At 39.1% G+C, this 20,156-nt stretch carries 15 protein-coding genes; 6 read left to right on the top strand and 9 right to left on the bottom strand.

Annotated elements, in window-relative coordinates:
• The first annotated feature begins 151 nt into the window (after positions 1-151).
• Positions 152-727 (top strand): hypothetical protein, encoded by a 576-nt coding sequence (locus ABJD64_RS08985; protein ID WP_348181916.1) that lies wholly within the window; start codon positions 152-154, stop codon positions 725-727.
• Here the strand turns inward: ABJD64_RS08985 and ABJD64_RS08980 are convergent.
• The 3 genes from ABJD64_RS08980 to ABJD64_RS08970 all read right to left on the bottom strand — a co-directional run bounded on the left by ABJD64_RS08980 (position 724) and on the right by ABJD64_RS08970 (position 5,965).
• Positions 724-2,247, bottom strand: coding sequence for a HAMP domain-containing sensor histidine kinase (locus tag ABJD64_RS08980; protein WP_348181915.1), 1,524 nt, complete (start codon positions 2,245-2,247; stop codon positions 724-726). The genes ABJD64_RS08985 and ABJD64_RS08980 overlap by 4 nt on opposite strands.
• 34 nt (positions 2,248-2,281) lie before the next feature.
• Positions 2,282-3,406 carry a PAS domain S-box protein gene (locus tag ABJD64_RS08975; protein WP_348181914.1) on the bottom strand — a complete coding sequence of 375 codons (1,125 nt, stop codon included), beginning with the start codon at positions 3,404-3,406 and terminating at the stop codon, positions 2,282-2,284.
• Between the two features lie 192 nt (positions 3,407-3,598).
• Entirely contained in the window at positions 3,599-5,965 is a 2,367-nt protein-coding gene (locus tag ABJD64_RS08970) for an ABC transporter permease (protein WP_348181913.1), read from the bottom strand.
• A gap of 180 nt (positions 5,966-6,145) precedes the next feature.
• Between ABJD64_RS08970 and ABJD64_RS08965 the strand changes: the two genes are divergently transcribed.
• The gene (locus tag ABJD64_RS08965) at positions 6,146-8,602 is read left to right on the top strand and encodes a caspase family protein (protein WP_348181912.1); all 2,457 of its coding nucleotides are present in this window, start codon (positions 6,146-6,148) and stop codon (positions 8,600-8,602) included.
• Between the two features lies 1 nt (position 8,603).
• On the opposite strand, the gene ABJD64_RS08960 is transcribed toward ABJD64_RS08965, so the two are convergent.
• A complete protein-coding gene (locus ABJD64_RS08960) occupies positions 8,604-9,737 on the bottom strand; it encodes an AraC family transcriptional regulator (RefSeq protein WP_348181911.1) in 1,134 nt (377 codons plus the stop codon).
• Positions 9,738-10,056: 319 nt separating this feature from the next.
• On the opposite strand from ABJD64_RS08960, the gene yaaA reads away from it, so the two are divergent.
• Positions 10,057-10,824, top strand: coding sequence for a peroxide stress protein YaaA (yaaA, locus tag ABJD64_RS08955; protein WP_348181910.1), 768 nt, complete (start codon positions 10,057-10,059; stop codon positions 10,822-10,824).
• Here yaaA and ABJD64_RS08950 read toward each other — a convergent pair.
• The gene (locus tag ABJD64_RS08950; protein ID WP_348181909.1) at positions 10,811-11,989 is read right to left on the bottom strand and encodes a twitch domain-containing radical SAM protein; all 1,179 of its coding nucleotides are present in this window, start codon (positions 11,987-11,989) and stop codon (positions 10,811-10,813) included. The two genes, yaaA and ABJD64_RS08950, sit on opposite strands and share 14 nt — an antisense overlap.
• Positions 11,990-12,125: 136 nt before the next feature.
• Between ABJD64_RS08950 and ABJD64_RS08945 the strand changes: the two genes are divergently transcribed.
• Complete coding sequence (locus ABJD64_RS08945; protein ID WP_348181908.1) at positions 12,126-12,923, top strand: DUF3108 domain-containing protein; 798 nt, start codon at positions 12,126-12,128, stop codon at positions 12,921-12,923.
• A gap of 2 nt (positions 12,924-12,925) precedes the next feature.
• Here the strand turns inward: ABJD64_RS08945 and ABJD64_RS08940 are convergent, their stop codons facing one another.
• Together ABJD64_RS08940 and ABJD64_RS08935 are read right to left on the bottom strand one after the other, a co-directional pair.
• Positions 12,926-13,675, bottom strand: coding sequence for a LytTR family DNA-binding domain-containing protein (locus tag ABJD64_RS08940; protein WP_348181907.1), 750 nt, complete (start codon positions 13,673-13,675; stop codon positions 12,926-12,928).
• Complete coding sequence (locus ABJD64_RS08935) at positions 13,668-15,635, bottom strand: histidine kinase (protein ID WP_348181906.1); 1,968 nt, start codon at positions 15,633-15,635, stop codon at positions 13,668-13,670. Before ABJD64_RS08935 ends, ABJD64_RS08940 begins: the two co-directional genes overlap by 8 nt.
• Positions 15,636-16,025: 390 nt before the next feature.
• On the opposite strand from ABJD64_RS08935, the gene ABJD64_RS08930 reads away from it, so the two are divergent.
• Both ABJD64_RS08930 and ABJD64_RS08925 read left to right on the top strand, forming a co-directional pair.
• Entirely contained in the window at positions 16,026-17,180 is a 1,155-nt protein-coding gene (locus ABJD64_RS08930; protein WP_348181905.1) for a VWA domain-containing protein, read from the top strand.
• Between the two features lie 75 nt (positions 17,181-17,255).
• Positions 17,256-18,089, top strand: coding sequence for a S1-like domain-containing RNA-binding protein (locus ABJD64_RS08925; protein WP_348181904.1), 834 nt, complete (start codon positions 17,256-17,258; stop codon positions 18,087-18,089).
• A gap of 121 nt (positions 18,090-18,210) precedes the next feature.
• Here the strand turns inward: ABJD64_RS08925 and ABJD64_RS08920 are convergent, their stop codons facing one another.
• Together ABJD64_RS08920 and ABJD64_RS08915 are read right to left on the bottom strand one after the other, a co-directional pair.
• Positions 18,211-18,969, bottom strand: coding sequence for a LytTR family DNA-binding domain-containing protein (locus ABJD64_RS08920; protein WP_348181903.1), 759 nt, complete (start codon positions 18,967-18,969; stop codon positions 18,211-18,213).
• Complete coding sequence (locus ABJD64_RS08915; RefSeq protein WP_348181902.1) at positions 18,962-20,083, bottom strand: histidine kinase; 1,122 nt, start codon at positions 20,081-20,083, stop codon at positions 18,962-18,964. Before ABJD64_RS08915 ends, ABJD64_RS08920 begins: the two co-directional genes overlap by 8 nt.
• Between the last annotated feature and the right edge of the window lie 73 nt (positions 20,084-20,156).

The raw sequence follows: 20,156 nt of genomic DNA, 5'->3' as shown, positions 1-20,156 counted from the left end.
TTTATATAAATCTAGTACTGTGCCAGTAGTCAACCATTTAGAAAGAAGAATTCTTGCCGACAGATAAGTCTTTAATTTGGCGTCCATTCTTTTTCTTTCACTAAGAAACTATAATTTTGTTTAAACCAAACTAGAACTTAACTCTGTAACTATGAAATATATTTTTGCAATTTTCGCAACGGTTGTTCTATCTTCTTCTCTACTTTTTGCCCAAGAAAAGCCAAACGATATCATTTTCATTGTTGATGAACTTCGCACGGCATGGGACGTCGAAGCCGATAAAATGGAGACTTATGCTGGCATGAAAGAATATTGCCATTCAAAGGCCTACAGAAAAAGTGTTTCTGAATTATTGAGTAATATTCATCACTACGATACCACCCTGTATTTCACAGTTAATGAGAAATATGATGCCAGTAAGGATCTCGCCGCAAAAGAGACGTTGAATGACATATTAACTCTTGAAACAAAATATACCACTCCGAATTTTGTTGCATTTCTAAAACTAGAATGTGAAAAAGTTATTGACATTGAAAAAAATCTAGCCAAAAAAGATAGCGGTGGCTTCGACAAGGACATATCAGCACTTGAAGAAGAACTCACTCAGTATATAGATGCTGTAACAGAACGCGTTGATCTGGTTGATGAACATATTCATCATTTAAAAGAATTAGATCCAAATTCTATTCAACCGAAAACAGAAAACGACGAAGGAACTGGTTTTTAGTCCATTTCGTTCAAATGTACAGTAAACTTAGCCCCTTGCTTGGGACGACTGTCGACATGCAATTCTCCGTGATGGTAACTCAGTATGGTATTGATAATATACATACCTAACCCGCTACCATTTACGTGAGAGTGAAGCCGGACAAAAGGCTTCATAATTTCTTCCTTATATTTTACAGCATCAAATCCCAAGCCGGTATCTTTTACTGTCAAGGTTACTCTACCTTTATTAACCATCGTTCTCAATTCGATAACCAGAGGTTTCTCCGGATTTTTGTATTTCACGGCATTAGTCAATAGATTTTGCATAATGCTCTTCAAGTGCAGCGGAGGATAATTGATTTGCTTACACGCAGAAAAATCCTTTCTAAAAGTTGCATTGGAATCCTTGATATCTTGGAGCATACCCTGTGCAACTTCCGCCAAGATTTTATCAAATGATATTAGCTGAGCATCCTCATTTAAAGAGGCACGAAGATGATTCACATCGTTAAGTGCATTAACGGTCATTGATAACTGATCGGCGCTTCGTTTCACATTTTTCAATACGGTATCATAACTATTGTCGCCCATCTTGGTATTTTCAAGCATTTCAATCAACGACTTCATGTTGTTGACCGGAGCCTTCAAATCATGAGCGGTACTATAAGAAAAATGAGTAAATCTTTCGATTTCAGCCTGTGCAGTTTGCAGCCTATCGGCCATATTATTGAAGGCATCCACCAAATCTTCAGTGATACTTTCTGGCTTCAACTGGATTCGTGTATCTAGGTTCCCCGCTCCTAATCTCTCTGCTCCCTTTCGAATTTGCTCTAGGGGTACCCAAATTTTGTAACTGAATGTATAAACAGCAACCAAAGACAAAGTGGTAAAGAAAATGGTCAGAACCACAATCCATTGCATAGACAATTCTTCTTCTTGCTCTACGGATTCCACCTGAGACTCGGTAAACATCTCAAGTCTCATCAGTACTCCTTCGATCTGACCATTAAATTCGTTCTCTTCTGCTTCGACCCTTTCAGACTTCAGCATGGCCATTTCAAGATCTCCGTTTTCTAAGAACTCCATTACCTCCAGCGCATGGTTCTCATAGCTTGTATGTTCAGATTCCAACTTTCTTAAAGCCACCTCCAACGTTTTTAATTTGGATAGTTGACTACTGCTGGTGGTATTCTTCAAAGCGCGATCTACCTGCTCTTCCGCATCTATTAAGTCTTGATCTACCAAAGCAGCCAGATAGCGAAATGTGCTATCTGATTTCTGAAAGTTTTGCATTGCAAATTGATGCTTTTCAAACTCCTCCGCATATCTAATTGCCCTTTCGAAATTTATGGATTGTTCCAATTGATTGGTTTCAATTTGGGTCAGTATTTCGACTAAAGGCAAATCGATTCGTGCTACATCGTCAATATCCTGATGAGTTGCCAGCATTCTTAGCAGTGCAAATGCACTCAGAATCAATAGCATCAAAATGATAAAGCTGCTTCGTTTTAATATCGTATCCCTTACCTTATTTTTCATCCTCGTATCTTACAATTCTTAACTTAATTTCTTCTTAATCCAAGTCCAGCTTGGCATTCATTACTCGAATAACTTCATCCAAGTCCATTGTGGCAATTTGGAGATTTGCCATCAATTCTTCATAGCTTTCTCTATCATCCCAAGTCATTTTTATCAAATCTAAAATACCCAATATAGACGATATAGGTCTTCTAATATTGTGAGAAGCATAAAAAGCGTAGTCTTCCAATTTCGCAATAACTGCTTCCTTTTCTTCCCTTTGCTTTTTGTCTTTAGTAATATCTATAGCGACTGCAATTCTTGCTTTTTGTTCTCTGTAGGTGGTGGAATGACCTGATATCTGAACGGTGAAAGCGGATCCATCCTTTTTTTGATGTTCCCATTCAGATGTTTTCCATTTAGCATTGAGTTTCTGCTGATAGTCCAGATCAGCAGAGCTTGTAGTCCTGCCGGCATCTATTCTTAAGTCCATCAGGGTCAACTGCCTGAACTGATCAAGGTTATATCCATACAAGGTCATTGCTCCGTTATTTACATCTAGAATATCCCATGTCTGTGGATCATATATCAGCATTGGAACAGGGCTATCGTTAAATACAGAGTGATAATTGGCCTCGGTGAGTTGACGCAAGCCTTTCTCTTTTATTCTTAATTGAGAACTATAAGATTGTGAAATGTAAGAGGCTGCTGTCGTCAAAAATATTTTATCATAAGTAGTCCAATGCTGAATTTCACTGGTCTTTTCAACAAAGATCACACCCAATATTACCTCTTTGTACCAAACCTGTATGCCCAACATGGATTTGATTTCATTGGCCTTTATATAGGTCTTTCTGATTTCTTCGGCAATTTTACTATTCCTTACATCATCAACTTTTATGATCAATTTAGATCTGAGAGTTTCATAAAAATTTGGGCAATCAGACTGAGCAAATTGTTCTCCTTTCAGAATTGTTTCCTCAAGCCGGTCATAGAGAAACAGGTTCTTCACCTGGTTATTTTCCTGATTGAATATCCAAAAGCCCGCGCGCTCGACATCCAACTCGAAAGTAAGAGCAGTCAGCACCTCCTGTACAAGTTCTTTGAATCTGCCGTTGTGCAAATAATCAGACCGTGAAAGTTGTAGTAAAGTTTTGTGCTTTGCTTTTGTCCTAACCATCAATTTTTTGTTCACAAAAATGCATACTCCCAGCCATCGCTTGAGGAAATATATTTAGGATAATGGGGAGACTCTAAAATAGATCAACTATAATAGACGCGCAAGATAATGATATTCTAATTTTAGCCTGAACTATGAACAAAATTAATTTGCTGCAAGGCAAAAGTTTGCATTATTGCATACAGTTTTTAATTACTCGTCTCTTAGCGATCTTGCTGGATTAGCCCGAGCTACTCTTCCTGCTTGGTTTCCAACTATTAGCAACGAAAATACGAGAGCGATTAGACCAACAACAGGAAATACCCAAAACTGAACATCTACTCTAATCGGATAACGCTCTAGATACTGATCAAGCAAATACCATGTGAACGGAGTGGAAATCAAAAAGCCAATCAGCACAAGTTTCGAAAAATCTTTAGACATCAATGCAATTAAACTGACAATACTCGCACCCAATACTTTTCTAATGCCTATTTCTTTGGTTCTTTGCTCAGCGGTAAATGAAGCAAGCCCAAAAAGGCCAAGTCCTGTTATAAAAATAGCAAGAAAGGAAAATATGGTTGCCAGGCGCTGTGTCATATTAATGGTATCAAACTTTCGTTGAAACTCGACATCAGCAAATTGATAGTCAAATGGATAGGCCGGGTTGTATTTATCAAATATGGCCTCAACTGTTTTCAAGTTTTGATTTAATGCGCCGTTGTTTTTAAGCCTCACTGTAATGGCATTAATCCAGTCTGGGTTAACTATCATAAACATAGGTTTAACTGCCTGATACGGAGATCCCATAATGACATCATCTACAACCCCGATCAGTTGTCTTTTTTCACCCCACAAATCGAGGGTCGTGCCTATTGGATCTTCCAATCCCATCAATTCCAATGCAGCTTTGTTAATCACAATAGAAGATGTGTCAGTAGTAAACTCTTTCGAAAAATCTCGTCCGTGTAAGACTTTGATACCCATTGTCTTAGTGTAGTCGTATTCTGTAGAAATTGTAGTAAAAATGACCTTTAGGTTATCAGGTTTTCCTGGCCAGCTCAAAAAATTGTTAGAGTTGATCGAGGTAATACGGCTATTAGATCGTGTCACAGCTTCAACGGCTCCCGATTGTAACAATTGAGTTTTCAATAAATCATAGTTTTCGGCCAACTCGTCACTATAGTCAACTGAAATTAGATTTGACTGATCATAGCCCAGGTCACGATCTTTCACCAATTCTATTTGCCTAAAAATAACTACTGTGCTTACCAGTAACAGAATAGAAAATCCAAATTGTATCACTACCAAAACCTTTCTCGGTGAAGTAGCACCCTTTCCTACTTTTATAGTTCCTTTCAAGGTCTCCACTGGACGGAAAGAAGACAAATAGAAAGCCGGATAACTGCCAGATAAAATACCGGTAAGCAAAATCATACCAAATCCAATCAACCAAAAGTCATAAGATAGATAATCAATAAACAACTGCTTATCTACCAGATTGTTATAGGCTGGCAAAACCAGTTCTGCCATGAGTATGGCCAGAGTGAAAGATATGATGGATATGATCAGGGACTCCCCTATAAACTGCAAGATGAGGTACTTTCTTGTTGACCCTAAACTTTTTCTAATACCTACTTCTCGAGCCCGTCTTTCAGATCTGGCCGTAGCCAAATTCATAAAATTAATACAGGCTATGACCAAAATAAAAATGGCAATAACCGAGAAGAGTCTGACATGATCATTTCTTCCTTCTTTGGTCACACCATTAATAAAATTTGAGTGGAGTCTCCATCGTTCCAGGGGATGTAAAAAGAGCTCTCTAGGCATATCATCCTCTCCATTTTCTGCCAACATCGTTGAAATAACCTGGTCAACCTCCTTTTTCTTACTCTCATCATCGAGCTCTACAAAAACCTGAAAAGAGTAATTACCCCAATTGGTTTTATTGCGAACAACCCACTCACTCAACATCTCTCTTTGTTTCCAGGGTACCAAAAAATCAAATTCGAATGAAGAATTCCCTGGTACATCTTTTAAAATTCCTGTGACATTGAGATTGACCTGATCTTCGAATCGTATGACCTTACCCAAAGGGCTTTCGTTTTGAAACAAAGTTTGAGCAAGTGATTGACTAATTACAATAGAATATGGGTCGTCCAATACTACGGCAGGATCTCCAACTATCAACGGATACTCAAACATTTCGAGAAATTCCTCACTAACATAATAGCCCGGCTTAATGAGTCTGGTATCTTCAACGGTAAGTAGTCGCTCTCCTCCCCATCCGGTCACCACTGAATTCACCACACTACTATGAGCCGTCTTCATAGCCTCATAAGTAGGTAGAGGAATCGACTGCCACGTATTAATTTTTCCATCGAAAGTAGCATGTACCCATACCTGACTAAGTCTTTTATATTTAGGAAGAAATTTATCAAACGACAGTTCGTCTGTTACCCAAAGCCAGATCAAAATGCTACACACAATGCCAATTGATAGGCCAAGTATATTAATTGCAGAGTATAACTTATTCTTAAATAAGTTTCTGAGAGTGATTTTAAGGAAGTTTTTCAACATAGTTATGCCTGAGTTAGTTGACTATTTAATGATTATTTCGCAGCGCGAATAGTTGCATTGATCGACTAAAAAATTATTCTAGTCGAATATCTGCCAAGAAAACCGCACAGTTAGGGGTAAAACAGGCAAAGTATCGGATAATTAGATAAATTTGAGTAATCAAATAAACCTCGGGAAATCATGAAGCAAGTTTCACTAATTTTAATAGCGACCAGCGTATTCGTTCTGAATGCCTTCGGTCAGACCAAGAAGGTCACAGAGCTAGAAGATAATTCAGGAGAAATCACAGAGTTTCAAATAGATCAAAACAACCAATACATCGCCTTGGGCAATAAAATTGGCATTTTATCTGTGTTTGATTTTGCCAGCAAGGCCGAAAATTATAAGGTGCGTCCTCACAGAGATAAAATTAACTTCATAAGGTTTTACCCTGACGCCAATCAAATCTTGACTTTTTCAGATTCCGAGATTGTTTTTTCTAACGCCTCAGATGGATCTCAGATTAGTAAAATTACAATTTTCGAAAAAATCAAATATGTAGATTTAAACAGTTCAACTAAACAACTCTATATTCTTGCTTCACGAGGCGAAGTTGATCCGGTTCAAAAAATCTATAAAATAGAACTTGATACAAGGAAGTTTGACGTATTCCAATCAAATGCAGGCAATGTTGAAGCCTTCAAATCCAGCGCAGATGGCAAATACATCTATATCGGAAAAAATGAAGAAATCTGGATAAAAAACATCGGTCTTGATATCATTGAGAAAAAACTAAAAGACCATGACGCTAGAATTGAGTCTATGGATCTCAATCCTTCCAAACCAGATTGGATGACCACAACTGACAGGTATACCATTAGATTCTGGAAAATATCCTCTGCTAAAAGTTATTTGCTCAAGTGGAAGGTCGTTCCTACCCCAGAAGATTTTGACAAAATATACGGTGCCTGGGTGCTGAACGAGAATAATAAAATTTTGATTCATGGGGAGGAAGGCGTAAAAATCAGAGATGTGTCCAACCCACATGATGAAATCTCGCTCATTTCATCCACTGGCTTAAAAATTGAAAAAGTTGCTATGAGTCCAGACAAAGCAACGATATTGCTACAGGCAAGAGACAATGGTGTAGAGGTTTGGAGCAATGGCGCTCCGCAAGTTGCCACAGCTTCTACACAGACTAGAGCCGCTTCTCAGTCAGCCGTCACAACCATTGACAGTAGCGATGATATTTACAGAAAATACAAGACGGAAATTGATAAAGAAATGAACCTGAGAGCTGAGCTTTTTAGGCCCAGAGGAGAATTTGAGCGAACCGCTGATTATGAAGAAAGAAAGGTTCAGGCAGAGACTTATAAGGAAGGCATATTTGATTACTACCGTGACTTGGCCAACAGAGAAGCTGAAGTGGCGAAAGAGCTGGAACAAGCTAGAAGGAAGATTTTGGCCGAAAAAGAAAAAAGAGATAGCGAAAGACGCGCTGCCTTATTTAGAGACAAAATAAAAGGTTCTTATTCCGAATATTATACCAGGATATCTGAATTGGGTACATACGATGCTGATAAAGAAGAATTTCCAATTACTATCGATGGGATGACCTACAATGTAAAAGTTCCCTTTGACAAGGCTCGGGCATTCAAAGAAAACTCTCCGTTTTTCAAGGTTGTGGGAAATAGCCAATTACTTGATGATGCTGTCACCTCTGAGAAATTTAACTACAAGATCGTTACCGACAGAAAGGAAGTTTATGAATTCGGTAAGCAAAAGAAGGCGCTATTCGTAGCAGATGAAGCAGATCGATTGTTGAATGGCCTGATTAAAACAGCCCCCGCTCCCGCCACTCCTGTTGCATCCGCACCTGCTAATCGCCCAAAACCAAGTCAAGCCAAGTCAGGCATGTCAGAAATGGATTCACGAATCGTAGATTACTTTAGTACTAAAACATATCATGCGCTCCTGATTGGTGTAAACGAATATCGAGATCAATCTATCACTCAGTTGGATGGGCCTATCAATGACGCAAACAGGTTGAAGAATATTCTTACTACAAACTACACATTTGAAGAAGAGAATATAACATTCCTGCAGAATCCAACGCGGACTGAGATTATCGAAACATTCGATGACTTGCAGAGCAAAATTGATGAAGATGACAATCTTTTCATATTCTATGCAGGCCATGGCGTATGGGATGAAGATTTGAAACAAGGGTTTTGGCTACCTAGTGATGCCAAAAGAACTTCCAAGGCCGCTTGGTTATCGAATGCGATGATAAGAGACTATATAGGAGGAATTCATACGAAGCACACTCTTCTGGTCGCCGATGCATGTTTCAGTGGCGGTATTTTCAAAACCAGGGACGTATTTATTGAAAACATGGCTTCGCTTGAATTGGCCAAGCTACCTAGTAGAAAAGCCATAACCAGCGGTGCTATGAAGACTGTGCCTGACAAAAGTGTATTTATTGAATACCTGGCAAAAAGATTGGAAGAAAACGAGCGCAGTCTACTGCCTGCTGAAATTCTTTTCAGTTCTTTCAAAATCGCTGTTATGAATAATAGTCATGGTCAGGTACCACAGTTTGGAGACATCAAAGGTGCTGGAGATGAGGGCGGTGACTTTATCTTTTTGAAAAGATAATTTACACGGATTTCTCGGTCTTATATGACAGTGGAGTCTTTCCTGTAAACTTCTTAAAAGCCTTATTAAAGGATACCTTGTTATTGAATCCTGCACGATAAGCGAGTTGAATGATATGTTCACCTTGGCATTCAGGTTTAAGGAACAACTCCTTTACATAGTCAATTCTGTATTTATTAATAAATTCAAAGAAGTTCTGTTCAAAGTATTTGTTAATTACAAGGGACACATTGTGTCTGCTTGTGTTGGCTTTTAAGGCTAATTCATCAAGCGAGAGGTCATTGTGTAGAAATAACTGGTCTTCCTTCATCAATTGGATTAATCTATTCTGAACCTCGATTTCTCCCTGCTCAGTTAGTCCCGAATTTTTGTATTTGTGACGGAGTACTATATTGGACAAAGGTTTCCCTGCAAGCACTTGTGGATAGATGTATCCCAAGAAACTTACACAAAATATAAAGAAGGACATGGCGAACGAAATCATATAATCCCAAGTGACATCAAAAAAACTAAGATTTACTAAAGCATAATACAACACGATGGTCAGATAATAGCCCGTATAACTAATAAGCAAATAATTAAACCAAGGCTTTAGATAGGATTCTTTCAAATTGGCCTGATAATAATGTCTGTAACACAAAAATAGGTACGCCCCCAGGTAAGTAAGTTTGAAATAGGTGTTGATTCCGATTCTAAAAAACAGATGGAATCTCTTGTCAAGTATAAAATGTCTTTCGCCAATGAAATTATCAATGAACAATGGCGACAATGCACACATAACCATTATCGGGCCTATAAAATGCAACCAATCTTTCTTTCTCAAATTGCAATTGGTCGTTATGTTTCTAACATAGAGGTAAAAGAGAGTGCCAGATAAAAAAATAAGTGGATGATACCAGCCATTGAGATAAGGAAATTCCTGATTGAACTTTGTCCAGTACAGCACATAACTAAAAAGTATGACAGAAAAAGTAAGAAGTAGAAATGCCAAAATCTTGTTGGCTTGAGCCTGTGCTCCTTTCAGGTTGAATAGCGCAACTGATACAAAAATGGCCTGAAGAGACACAAATAAAAATAATGAAGTCCAGGTATCAAAAGAAGGTTGGACAACTGGTTGAGACTCGGTTTGGGCCATTAGTTCAACACTGTTAAAAGTTAGCAGTGTCAAAATCAACAGGAATTGGAAATATCTTATTGTCAACCGTGGTTTGATATAAATATATCGTTTGTGCTCTAGCAAAGAAATTTGTTGTCCATCAATCTAAAGGTAAATCTGATAATAATTTACCTAATTGTTTTCTACCGTTCAATGTCAGAAGAAACATTTTGCGATTTTATGTAATTCATATATTAGAAAAGATATATTCATAATTGATTCAGAAAACACTAACCATAAAGGATTACGAATTAATCTTTTTTAATTTCGCCTTTCACATATTCTTTCTTCGCAGACAATGATCACAGTAATTTCTCCCGCCAAGACTTTAGACTTCGATAACAACACTAAGTTTGATCATCATACGTTCCCGCGATTTTCCCCTCAGACCAACCGCCTTATTCGTGAACTAAGGCAAAAAAAGAGCCACGAGATACAATCATTGATGAACGTAAGCGAAAACATTGCGGATCTCAATGTTAGAAGGTATAAAGATTATCGACGAGAACATACAGCGGACAATTCAAAACCGAGCATTCACGCCTTCAAAGGTGATGTGTATATCGGCCTAGATGTCAATCAGCTTGACGATGAAGACTTAAATTTTTCACAAAAACATTTAAGGATTTTGTCTGGCCTTTACGGTTTACTGCGTCCGATGGATATTATTCAACCTTACAGGCTAGAGATGGGTACTAGTCTTTCAGTCGGCGAACACCCTACCCTATACAAATACTGGAATGATCAAATAGTGAAATTAATTCACAAAGATCTAAAAGAACAGGATGACAATGTGATCGTTAATCTCGCATCAAATGAATATTTTAAAGCTATATATCGAAAAAGCCTAAAAGCCCGTGTGATCCACATTGAGTTTCTGGATTTGAAGAATGACAAATACAAAGTCATTTCGTTCTTTGCAAAAAAGGCCCGAGGGATGATGGCAAGGTACATCATTAAAAACAGGATCAACGAAGCAGAGCAACTTAAAGGGTTCGACTATGAAGGGTACTACTTCGACCCTAAGGCCTCAACGGAAGATCAACTTGTTTTCAAACGAGATTAAGGATAGGCTTGAGCTCGGGAAAAACATCTTGAAAACTTTCATATCTCATTTCATCCAATACTGCAAGGTTCTTTCTTAAATTTGGAATTTTTTTGCTCCAATCCTCTTGATTCATGAACAGGAACACAGATTGAAATTCAGAAATCAACGATTCGTCAGCTCCCATTTCTTCCAGCCATAGCATATGCTCAGTAAGACTAAATTGGGCTTTTTGCTTAAGCTCTTTGGGAAGCACTTTGATGTTGTAATAATCAGGGCGTGACAATAAATTGAGGTAGACGGCATTTATATGTATCAAACCTTCGTCCACAAAATAGCGATGCAATACTCCAAGAGTATGCACATTAAAAATGCTAATGGTTGGAGCAACTTCCAATTGTACGTGGGGCAATTCAGATTTTATAATCTTCATATTCTCAATAAAAATACTCCATTTCAGGCCTTTACGTACATATTCAGCCTGCGGACCCAGGCCATCAATACTCGCTGAAACAGTGACTTTTTTGAATTTCTTCCATAGACTTAAGGCATTTCGTCTCTTGAGTTCTAGCTTACTCAAATTGGTATTGTATCTGAGATGAACATTGGTGTTTCCGATCTCAACAAGCTTTTCGAGCAGATCATAATGTTCCTTCATCATCAAAGGCTCACCTCCTGCGAAGTAAATTTCCTCCAGCTCTATACCTGCATTCAACAGTTGGTCGATTAATGAGGCAGTGTCTTCAGTGGCAGCTATTACTGCCTTTTTCCCCTGATGAGTTTTTAGCTCCTTCGCTTCTTCAAACCAGCTAGAGCTTGCTCCATGCCAACAGGTCCGACATCTAAGATTACACAGATTATTGAAACGTATATCTAAATAAATAGGCTTTGATTCAGCAGAGTACCCATTTGAGTCTGTATGATCTACCCAAACCTTCCTGGAACTAAACTTCTCTAGGGTTTCAGTTCTCATACTGTTTTTACCGGCCTCTTCTTTTGAAAAACAGGACGAGCATCGAACATCTCGTTTACCTGCTAACAGTGATTTTCGAAATTTCTGAATGCTTTTGCCATTCCAAATTTCATCGAGTGTTTGCCGATTGATATTCCCAAATGTTATATTGGCGTTGCAACAGGCCTTAACGAATCCATTGGTGTCAATGTGCAAATGCACCCAAGGCATCAAACATAAGTTTTGGTTTGAATTTTGTAAGAACTCGATGATGTTGAATTAAATTACTGCTTGGTTCACTTAGAAGTACCAAAACTACAATTTAATAAGGTCAAAATTAGTATCATTGCTCACCCTAAAAATGAGAAATATGAATTTTAAGTTTGGCAAATTTATATTCCTGTTTACGCTCTTCATCAGCCATACGCTATATGCACAGTCTAATGGAGCAGACGGATCAAAGGATAAAAAGGAAAACCTCAAATACAAGTTGAAGATAGGTTGGTTCACCATTGGTAGCGGTGAAGTAACGATAGATAACAATTCCGATTGGGATGGGTCTCCATGCTACAAAGTAGGTGTATATACCGAAACCTTGGGCCTGGGCAACTGGCTCGGGAGTCTTGATGATCATTATACTTCAATGATTGACAAGCAAACGCTAAAACCTATTCACAATGAAAAAAATGTAACCGTTGGCAAAAGTACCTGGGAGCAATGGACTAATTATGACTATAATTCTATGCTGGTGGATGTTAAAGTAATAGATCATAGGAAGGAGGACCCAAACCGATCTTGGCAATTGAAACTACAGGAAGATACTCAGGACGTCTTGGGCACATTCATGTACTTCAAACATTACGATTGGTTTAGTCTCAATCGTGGTGATTCTGTTATGCTCACCACGCATTACGAAAGGAAACTTTATCAAGTTGGTGTAAGATACATGGGACAGGAAGTAATTGAATTCAATGATAGGAATGTCGGGGCATATCGATTGCATCTACTTCTTCCGGAAAACGATAAATTAAAAAAAGAAAGGCCTGTTGAAATCTGGATTAGTTCGGACAAGAATCAGTACCCACTCCTGATACAAACTAAGCTTCCCTTCCTGGGTAAGGGCCGCGTAGAACTCGTAGAGCTAAATAACGGTGAGCCTATATTTTAATACTATTTAAAAGCCTCAAGAAATTGAGGCTTTTTCTTAGGAGAGACTTCCAATTCAACATCGTTTTCCATAGTCACATACCCTCCTTTTCCTTTTGTATATCTCACAACATAATCTGTGTTGATTAGACTCGATCTGTGGATACGTACGAACTTAGTTTTTGGCAACATTTCCTCGAAGTGTTTCAATGTCTTGGAAATCAATAGCGGTTTACCATCCTTTAGATGAAATTTGGTGAAGTTGTCATCCGCTTCACAATAGATGATCTGATCAATTGGAACAATTTCGAAGCCTTCAAATGTAGGAAGCATGATCTTCTTAGGTCGCTCATTCTCTTGTTTGATATTGTCCAATAATACCTGCACGTGGAATGAGTCAACATTTTGTTCCTTCTCAGACTTGATTTTATCTACAGCGTTTACAAGTTCGTCTATATCAATAGGCTTTAATAAATAATAGGCAGCACTCATATTCAAAGCCTGAATTGCATAATTATCATAGGCCGTGACAAAAACTGTTTCGAAACTGATATCCTCGACCTGCTCGAGCAAATCAAACCCAGTTCCAAAAGGCATCTCTATATCAAGGAACAAGAGATCCGGGCTGATCTTTTTAATGGCCTCCAAACCTTCCTGAATATTCTTACATGCTGCCATAAGCTCAACATCAGGACAGTATTTGGCAAGGTAATTAGACAGGATCTGTCTACTATCCTGTTCATCATCTACTAATATGGCTTTCAGCTTATCCATGATTTTTGGGGGTTAATATCTCCACACATGTTCCCGACAAATCTTCGTTAAGGTCAGTAATCTTGATTTTATAATTGGTATGATAAACTTGATTGATGATCGCAATTCGTTCAAGCGTATTCTTGAGGCCGACGGAGTTCTTTTTCTTTTGATTGTCGGTTTTAAGTCTGGCAGATTCTACACGACCAATTCCGTTATCTTCAATACTGATTTTAATACCATCCCCGTTCTGATAAATATTTACCTGAAGGTGGCCCTTTTCCTTTTTATATCTGAGTCCGTGCCAGATAGCATTCTCAATATAAGGCTGAATCAACATGGGCGGAATTTCAAGTTCATCCAGATCCAGCGAGGGATCTATTTCAAAACCATAATCGAATTGGTCTCTGAAGCGGTAGTGTTCCAATTTCAGGTAAAGGGCGATCATCTCCTGCTCCTCTCTCAGGCTGATGAATTCCTTTTGTGAGTTGTCCAATACCATTCTCATCAGTTTAGAAAATTCAGCAAGAAATTTGTTGGCAGCTCTTTCGTCATTCAAGGTGACAAATTGATTAACTGAGTTCAAAGCATTAAAAATAAAGTGCGGATTCATTTGTGATCGCAGAGATTTAAGCGCAAGCAACTGCCCTACACGTTTTGTTTTCATTGCGTTGCGATAAATGTAATAGGTTGCCGTAATCACCAGAACAAGAAGTCCGATCAATCCATAGATCAAAAGACGCTGCCCTCTCAGCTGCTGAGCCTGCAGTTCTGTCGTTGTCTCTTCAAGCAAGTAGCTAGATTCGTCCAAGGCCAAATCTTTAGTAAGGGCTTGAATGTCCTGCTGCTTTTTAAGAAGACTTTCTCTTACACTTCGTTGAGTTTGCTGTTGTTCAATGAGGTTCTCCAAAGCAAGGCTGTGGCTCTTGTAAGCTTCAATGGCCTTTGATTTAACACCAGACTGGTTGTAGGCTTCAGCCAGTGCTTTATAGGTATTGGCCTGCTCTTGAAAGTTGCCGGTTGAATCCGCCAAAACTGCGGCTTGTCTCAGTTGGCTGATTGCATCATTCGTACGTCCTTGTTCAATTAATACCTTACCGATCGCCTGGCGTTGTTTGGTTGCCTGAAGGGGCAAGTTGGCGTCAGCCTTACTCACCGCAATTTTTTCCCTTAGCGCAATTTCTTCCTCTTTTCGGTCCTGCTGCTGATAGATATTTAACAGCTCTTCAGCTTCCTCATCCTCAGGCACGAACTTACCCGAAACCACCTCGTCAAGTATTTCTGAATCAGTATCAAAAAAAGACTCTCCAGCTGTCTCATCTGCCGACTGAATCAACGAATTTTCAGCTGCGGCAAAATCATCCTGCTGAGCATAGGCACGCGCCTTTATCGCTCTTCCCCTTGATTGCAAGGATTTGGATTCATTGCTAGTTAGTGAAGGTTCCAGCTGACTCACTTTTTCCAATGCTTTAGGCGCATTCCCAAGCGCTACTTCTATTTCGGCAATTCTTAATTCGGTCTCCAATCTCTTATTCTCATCTATTTCAGTGTTCAGCAAATCCTCATAGAATCTTTTTGATTGATCGAAAAGTGATAGATTAAAATTGACCCTTCCCAATCCTTCTAATGTCGTTCGGAAATCAGGTGTGGTATTGTAGACGCTTACCAATCTTTTGTAGGCGTCTAAATAGTTCTGACTGGCCAACTCCGTCTCGCCTTGATGTTCGTTTATTCTGGCCAGCACCAAATAGCATTTAGCTTCATTGTAACTGCTCTTTTGAGTAATACTGGTAGCCAGGGCCTGCTCTACCCTATCGAGCGCAGCTGCAGGGTCTGCTACCATGAGGTTCTCGGCTTCTTGCAGGAGGCCAGGCACACTCTGGTCGACGGAAATGTTACGCTCGGACAGACTCTCGTACTTCGATCTGGATTTTTTGTTTTTATCCTGGGCGAACAGCAGACTGCTAAAAAGCGAAAGCATCAAAAAGGTCGATATAATTTTATTTGCTATCAATTCTCTTTTCTCATCATGGGAAACCAAACTTCTTTTATTCCAGACATAAAGTGCCCACAAAGGCTTCCAGTCAGATTATTGGTGTAAGACACTTCTGCCAAGATCCCTTCCATTTTTTTTGGGTGCAAAATCTACAATTCGTGGTTCTCGCATTTCGATTATTTAATCATGTAACCTAACAAATTTGCATACAAAAAGATGGAATAAAAAACGCACAAACAGATCATCGCCCGCCAAAACCTAAGTCTACTAAACCAAACACTCGCTTCCCTCAATGAAAGTGACTCCTCGCTCAACGGCACTATTTTGTTTGCCCGAGACGGCTCACATTTGAATTATCATTTTAAAACAAAAATCATGAAGAATTCAATCACAACATCTGTAAGAACTATCGCTTTCTTTCTTATTTCGATACTTACGCTCGGCTGCTTCTCCCCTAACACAGAGGCTAAACCGACACCTTCCCCTGACAAGCAAAAAATTATGCTTGCTTTATTGCTCGACACCAGCAACAGCATGGACGGCCTAATCGATCAGGCAAAATCACAACTATGGACAATTGTTAATGAGCTTTCAGCGGCCAAATGTGGAAATGGTACACGGCCTGATATTCAAATCGCACTATTCGAATACGGCAATGATGGTTTGCCACAGGCTGAAGGATACATGCGAATGGTTACCGACCTCACCACTGACCTCGATGAGATTTCAGAAAAGCTGTTTGGACTTTCAACCAATGGTGGCGACGAATACTGTGGATATGCCATAGATAAATCAATAAAGAAATTGGACTGGTCAAAATCTAAAGCAGATCTGAAAATGATTTTTATTGCTGGAAACGAACCCTTCAGTCAAGGCAATGTGCCTTATGAGTCGGCTTGTAAATTGGCTAAAGAACATGACATCGTAGTAAACACCATTTTCTGTGGTGACTACAATGAAGGCATCCGTACTTCTTGGAAACATGGCGCTACACTTACAGGTGGATCTTATATGAGTATTGAACAAAATCAAAAAACAGTGTACATTCGAACACCATACGATGATAAAATCGACAGGCTCAATGATGAGATGAATAAAACCTATATTCACTATGGTGCACAAGGTAGAAGCAAGAAAGAAAAACAGATAGCACAAGATGAAAATGCCGAATTCTATAGCCAGGCTAACAAAGTAAAAAGAGCTATCTCAAAAAGTTCGCATGCTTATAAAAACTCAAGTTGGGATTTGGTGGACGCCTATGAAGACAATGAAGAGGTGCTGGAATCGGTAGATGATAAGTTCCTGCCAGAACCGATGCAAAAAATGGATTCCGAAGAGAAAAAGGCTTATGTGAAAGAGTTGACTCAAAAAAGAGAAGCAATTAAAAAGGAAATTCAGACCTTAAGCACGCAAAGAAAGCAGTATATCGCCGAAAACAAACCTACTGAAGCTCCGGTAAACACACTGGATCAAGCTATGGTCAATTCCATCAAAGAAGTTGGCAAAACAAAGAATTTGATTTTTGAATAGCCCCCCTTTTCAGCGAAGTCCTTCAAGGTTCTTAATCTTGAAGGATTTCCTGTGTAAAAGGTCTAGTTTTGCCATATGATAGAAATCGGTCGATACAACACACTCAGCATTGCCAGAATAGTTCCACCCGGGGCCATTCTTGTAGATGAAGAGGATTCCGAAGTTTTACTGCCCAATAAATATGTTCCTGAAAATGCCAAGGACGGAGATGAGCTCCAGGTATTTGTCTATACGGATTCTGAAGATCGACCAGTAGCAACCACTCTCACGCCTAAGGTAATGCGCAATGAATTTGCGTGCCTTGAAGTCAAGGATGTAAACAATATTGGGGCGTTTATGGACATGGGACTTGAAAAGGATCTGCTGGTACCTTTCAGCGAACAGCAAAAAAATATGCGGCCAGGACAGTGGCACATGGTCTATGTCTATCTTGATCAAATCACGAAGCGAATGGCAGCAAGTGCCAAAATCCATTACTACATCGAATCTGAAAACATCGATCTGGTAAATGATGAAGAGGTCGATTTGATCGTGGGAGAAACCACACCGCTGGGCACAGCCGTAATTGTTAACAACAAATATCAAGGTCTGGTCTATGAGAACGAAGTATTTCAAGAGCTTCTCAAAGGCGAAAAGATGAGGGGATTTGTGAAAGAAGTACGAGAGGATGGTAAGGTTGATATTAGCCTAAGAAAAATAGGAATGGATCAGCTGGAAGATGGTGCTGCAAAGATCATGGAGCGCCTGCAATTGAATAACGGAAAATTGTCCATCCATGATAAGAGCTCGCCCGAAGAAATTCAAATGATGCTACAGATGAGTAAGAAAAATTTCAAACGGTCGTTGGGAATTTTGTATAAGCAAAAGCTCGTCCTTTTAAAAGATAACAGCATACAACTCATCAAATAGAAAAGCCTTCCCGAACCACCAGGAAGGCATACTTGAACTTGAACTCAAAATGAATCTCAATTAGTGGCTAAAATACTATCCTAAGCAATGTTAGGAATGAACTATGTGTTGGAAGGTTAATTTAGTGATCGCTGGTCTGCTCTGCAATGTGTTTCTTAAATGAGCGAGAAGAAGAGACTTCGAAGTTATTTTTAAGTACAAACTTAAACTCATTGTTACCTTGATAGGTCTGCTTGGCAATCCAGTGTTTGTTTAGAATATAGGTGCGATGTATTCTTAAAAAATGTTGAGGATTGAGCTCTGATTCCAAAATATTCATACCAATCCGAAAGAGGTAATCTTTTTGTTCCGTACAAAGTTTTACATAATTCCCTTGGGCCTCCATATAAATGACATCATCTACGTATATCTCCACCTCAAACCCTCTTTCCTTCATAATAAAAGATTTTCGGAATTGGCCAGGTGGTGTATCAAATGTCTTTAACAAGCTCTTCATTTGACTGGCCAGTTGTGACGATTTTTCAGTAGACATTCTATCCCTCACGAGTTTCAATGTATCATTTAGTCGGCTTTCATCGAATGGTTTGAGCAGGTAGTCCAAAGCATGAATATCAAAGGCCTTTAGTGCGTAATGGTCGTAAGCGGTAGTAAATACAATGTGCGGCACTTTATTCAACCGATTTATTACACCGAAACCATCCAGATCGGGCATCTGAATATCTAAAAAGACCAGGTCCGGTGCTTTATTCTGAATCAATTCGACTCCTAGTTTTCCGTTTTTCGCTTCGCCAATGATCTCAATGTCTTCCTGATCATCAAGTAGTTTTTTCAGCCTTTCTCTTGCGAGAAATTCATCATCGATTATTACAGATCTAATCATTTTTCAATTCTAATGGAACTCTGATTTCAGATTTATAACAATGGCTATCCAATTTTTCAAAATGGCAGTAGTATTGTTCGCCATAACTCTGTGCCAGTCTCTTCTCAACGTTGCTCAGGCCAATACCAAACCCTCCGCTGCCATATGAACGCAATTCCTGATCATCAGAATTGTTGACTTCCAATTTCACCCAAGAAACTTTGGACCCATTTTGGAATAAAGCAGCTGCAACCTCAATTTTACTATGTCCACTACTCCTGGCAACACCGTGCTTGATGCAATTCTCTACCAAGGGCTGTAGGATCAAATTTGGTACTTTGCTTTTCATCACGTTTTCATCAATGGAAAAATCAATCTCCATCCGATCTTGAAATCTTATTTGTTCAAGCTCCAAATAATTACGAATAAAGTCTATTTCGTCTTTCAGCGTGATAAATTCATCTTCATTATGTGACAGCATACTACGCAATAAATCCCCTACTTTGGTGATCATACGCTGTGCTTTTTTCACATCAATATCTATCATAGAAGAGATAGAATGAAGAGTATTAAACAAGAAATGAGGATGCAATTGCATTTTCAATCCAGCCAATTGGGCTTTGGCCAAATCCCTTTCCTTATTGGCCAATTTCTTTTGGTAGTCGATAGCCATGAATATACCAATAATCACTACACCCTCAATCAAACTGGTAAAAAATCCGGTTATTAATTCTGATCGATTATTACTACCCAAAAAATCCCGCATATAGCCGCTTTGCACATAATAACTAAGATTGTAAAACCAAAGTGATAGGGCATTCTGTACGAATGCCACAAGCATGACAATTGTGAAGTGACCCAGTTGCCACGCACTTCGAAGGCCCTTCGAATTAGCCACGCGCTGACCAATTAGCAGTAGCAATGGACTAAGAATTGCCCAAAACAAATTTCCGATGAGCAACTTTATCGCTATTTCGCCCCAGCTGAATGTAAAATCAAACTCATTTGCGATATGATAGGCATACTGCTGGATCAACTGAAAGGTCGTGACCAAACAAACCAACCCTATTACGGATATCGCTGATATCGGTAGCAACTTAAAATAGGCTTCAATTAGATTTTTTCTTAGAACCATATAAATCTTTCGATTCAAAGATTAAAGATACGGCAAGGCCTGTGCTATCGCCAGTGATGAGTGACTATTTGCA

Source organism: Reichenbachiella sp., assembly GCF_039944555.1.
Classification (GTDB): Bacteria; Bacteroidota; Bacteroidia; order Cytophagales; family Cyclobacteriaceae; genus Reichenbachiella.
Note: the sequence above shows the minus strand (reverse complement) of the source record. Positions and strands in the feature narration are given on the sequence as shown.

Coding starts and splice junctions, on each gene's coding strand:
- ABJD64_RS08985 (WP_348181916.1), top strand. CDS start 152: ATGAAATATATTTTTGCAATTTTCGCAACGGTTGTTCTATCTTCTTCT.
- ABJD64_RS08980 (WP_348181915.1), bottom strand. CDS start 2,247: ATGAAAAATAAGGTAAGGGATACGATATTAAAACGAAGCAGCTTTATC.
- ABJD64_RS08975 (WP_348181914.1), bottom strand. CDS start 3,406: ATGGTTAGGACAAAAGCAAAGCACAAAACTTTACTACAACTTTCACGG.
- ABJD64_RS08970 (WP_348181913.1), bottom strand. CDS start 5,965: ATGTTGAAAAACTTCCTTAAAATCACTCTCAGAAACTTATTTAAGAAT.
- ABJD64_RS08965 (WP_348181912.1), top strand. CDS start 6,146: ATGAAGCAAGTTTCACTAATTTTAATAGCGACCAGCGTATTCGTTCTG.
- ABJD64_RS08960 (WP_348181911.1), bottom strand. CDS start 9,737: ATGGCCCAAACCGAGTCTCAACCAGTTGTCCAACCTTCTTTTGATACC.
- yaaA (WP_348181910.1), top strand. CDS start 10,057: ATGATCACAGTAATTTCTCCCGCCAAGACTTTAGACTTCGATAACAAC.
- ABJD64_RS08945 (WP_348181908.1), top strand. CDS start 12,126: ATGAATTTTAAGTTTGGCAAATTTATATTCCTGTTTACGCTCTTCATC.
- ABJD64_RS08940 (WP_348181907.1), bottom strand. CDS start 13,675: ATGGATAAGCTGAAAGCCATATTAGTAGATGATGAACAGGATAGTAGA.
- ABJD64_RS08935 (WP_348181906.1), bottom strand. CDS start 15,635: ATGCTTTCGCTTTTTAGCAGTCTGCTGTTCGCCCAGGATAAAAACAAA.
- ABJD64_RS08930 (WP_348181905.1), top strand. CDS start 16,026: ATGAAGAATTCAATCACAACATCTGTAAGAACTATCGCTTTCTTTCTT.
- ABJD64_RS08925 (WP_348181904.1), top strand. CDS start 17,256: ATGATAGAAATCGGTCGATACAACACACTCAGCATTGCCAGAATAGTT.
- ABJD64_RS08920 (WP_348181903.1), bottom strand. CDS start 18,969: ATGATTAGATCTGTAATAATCGATGATGAATTTCTCGCAAGAGAAAGG.
- ABJD64_RS08915 (WP_348181902.1), bottom strand. CDS start 20,083: ATGGTTCTAAGAAAAAATCTAATTGAAGCCTATTTTAAGTTGCTACCG.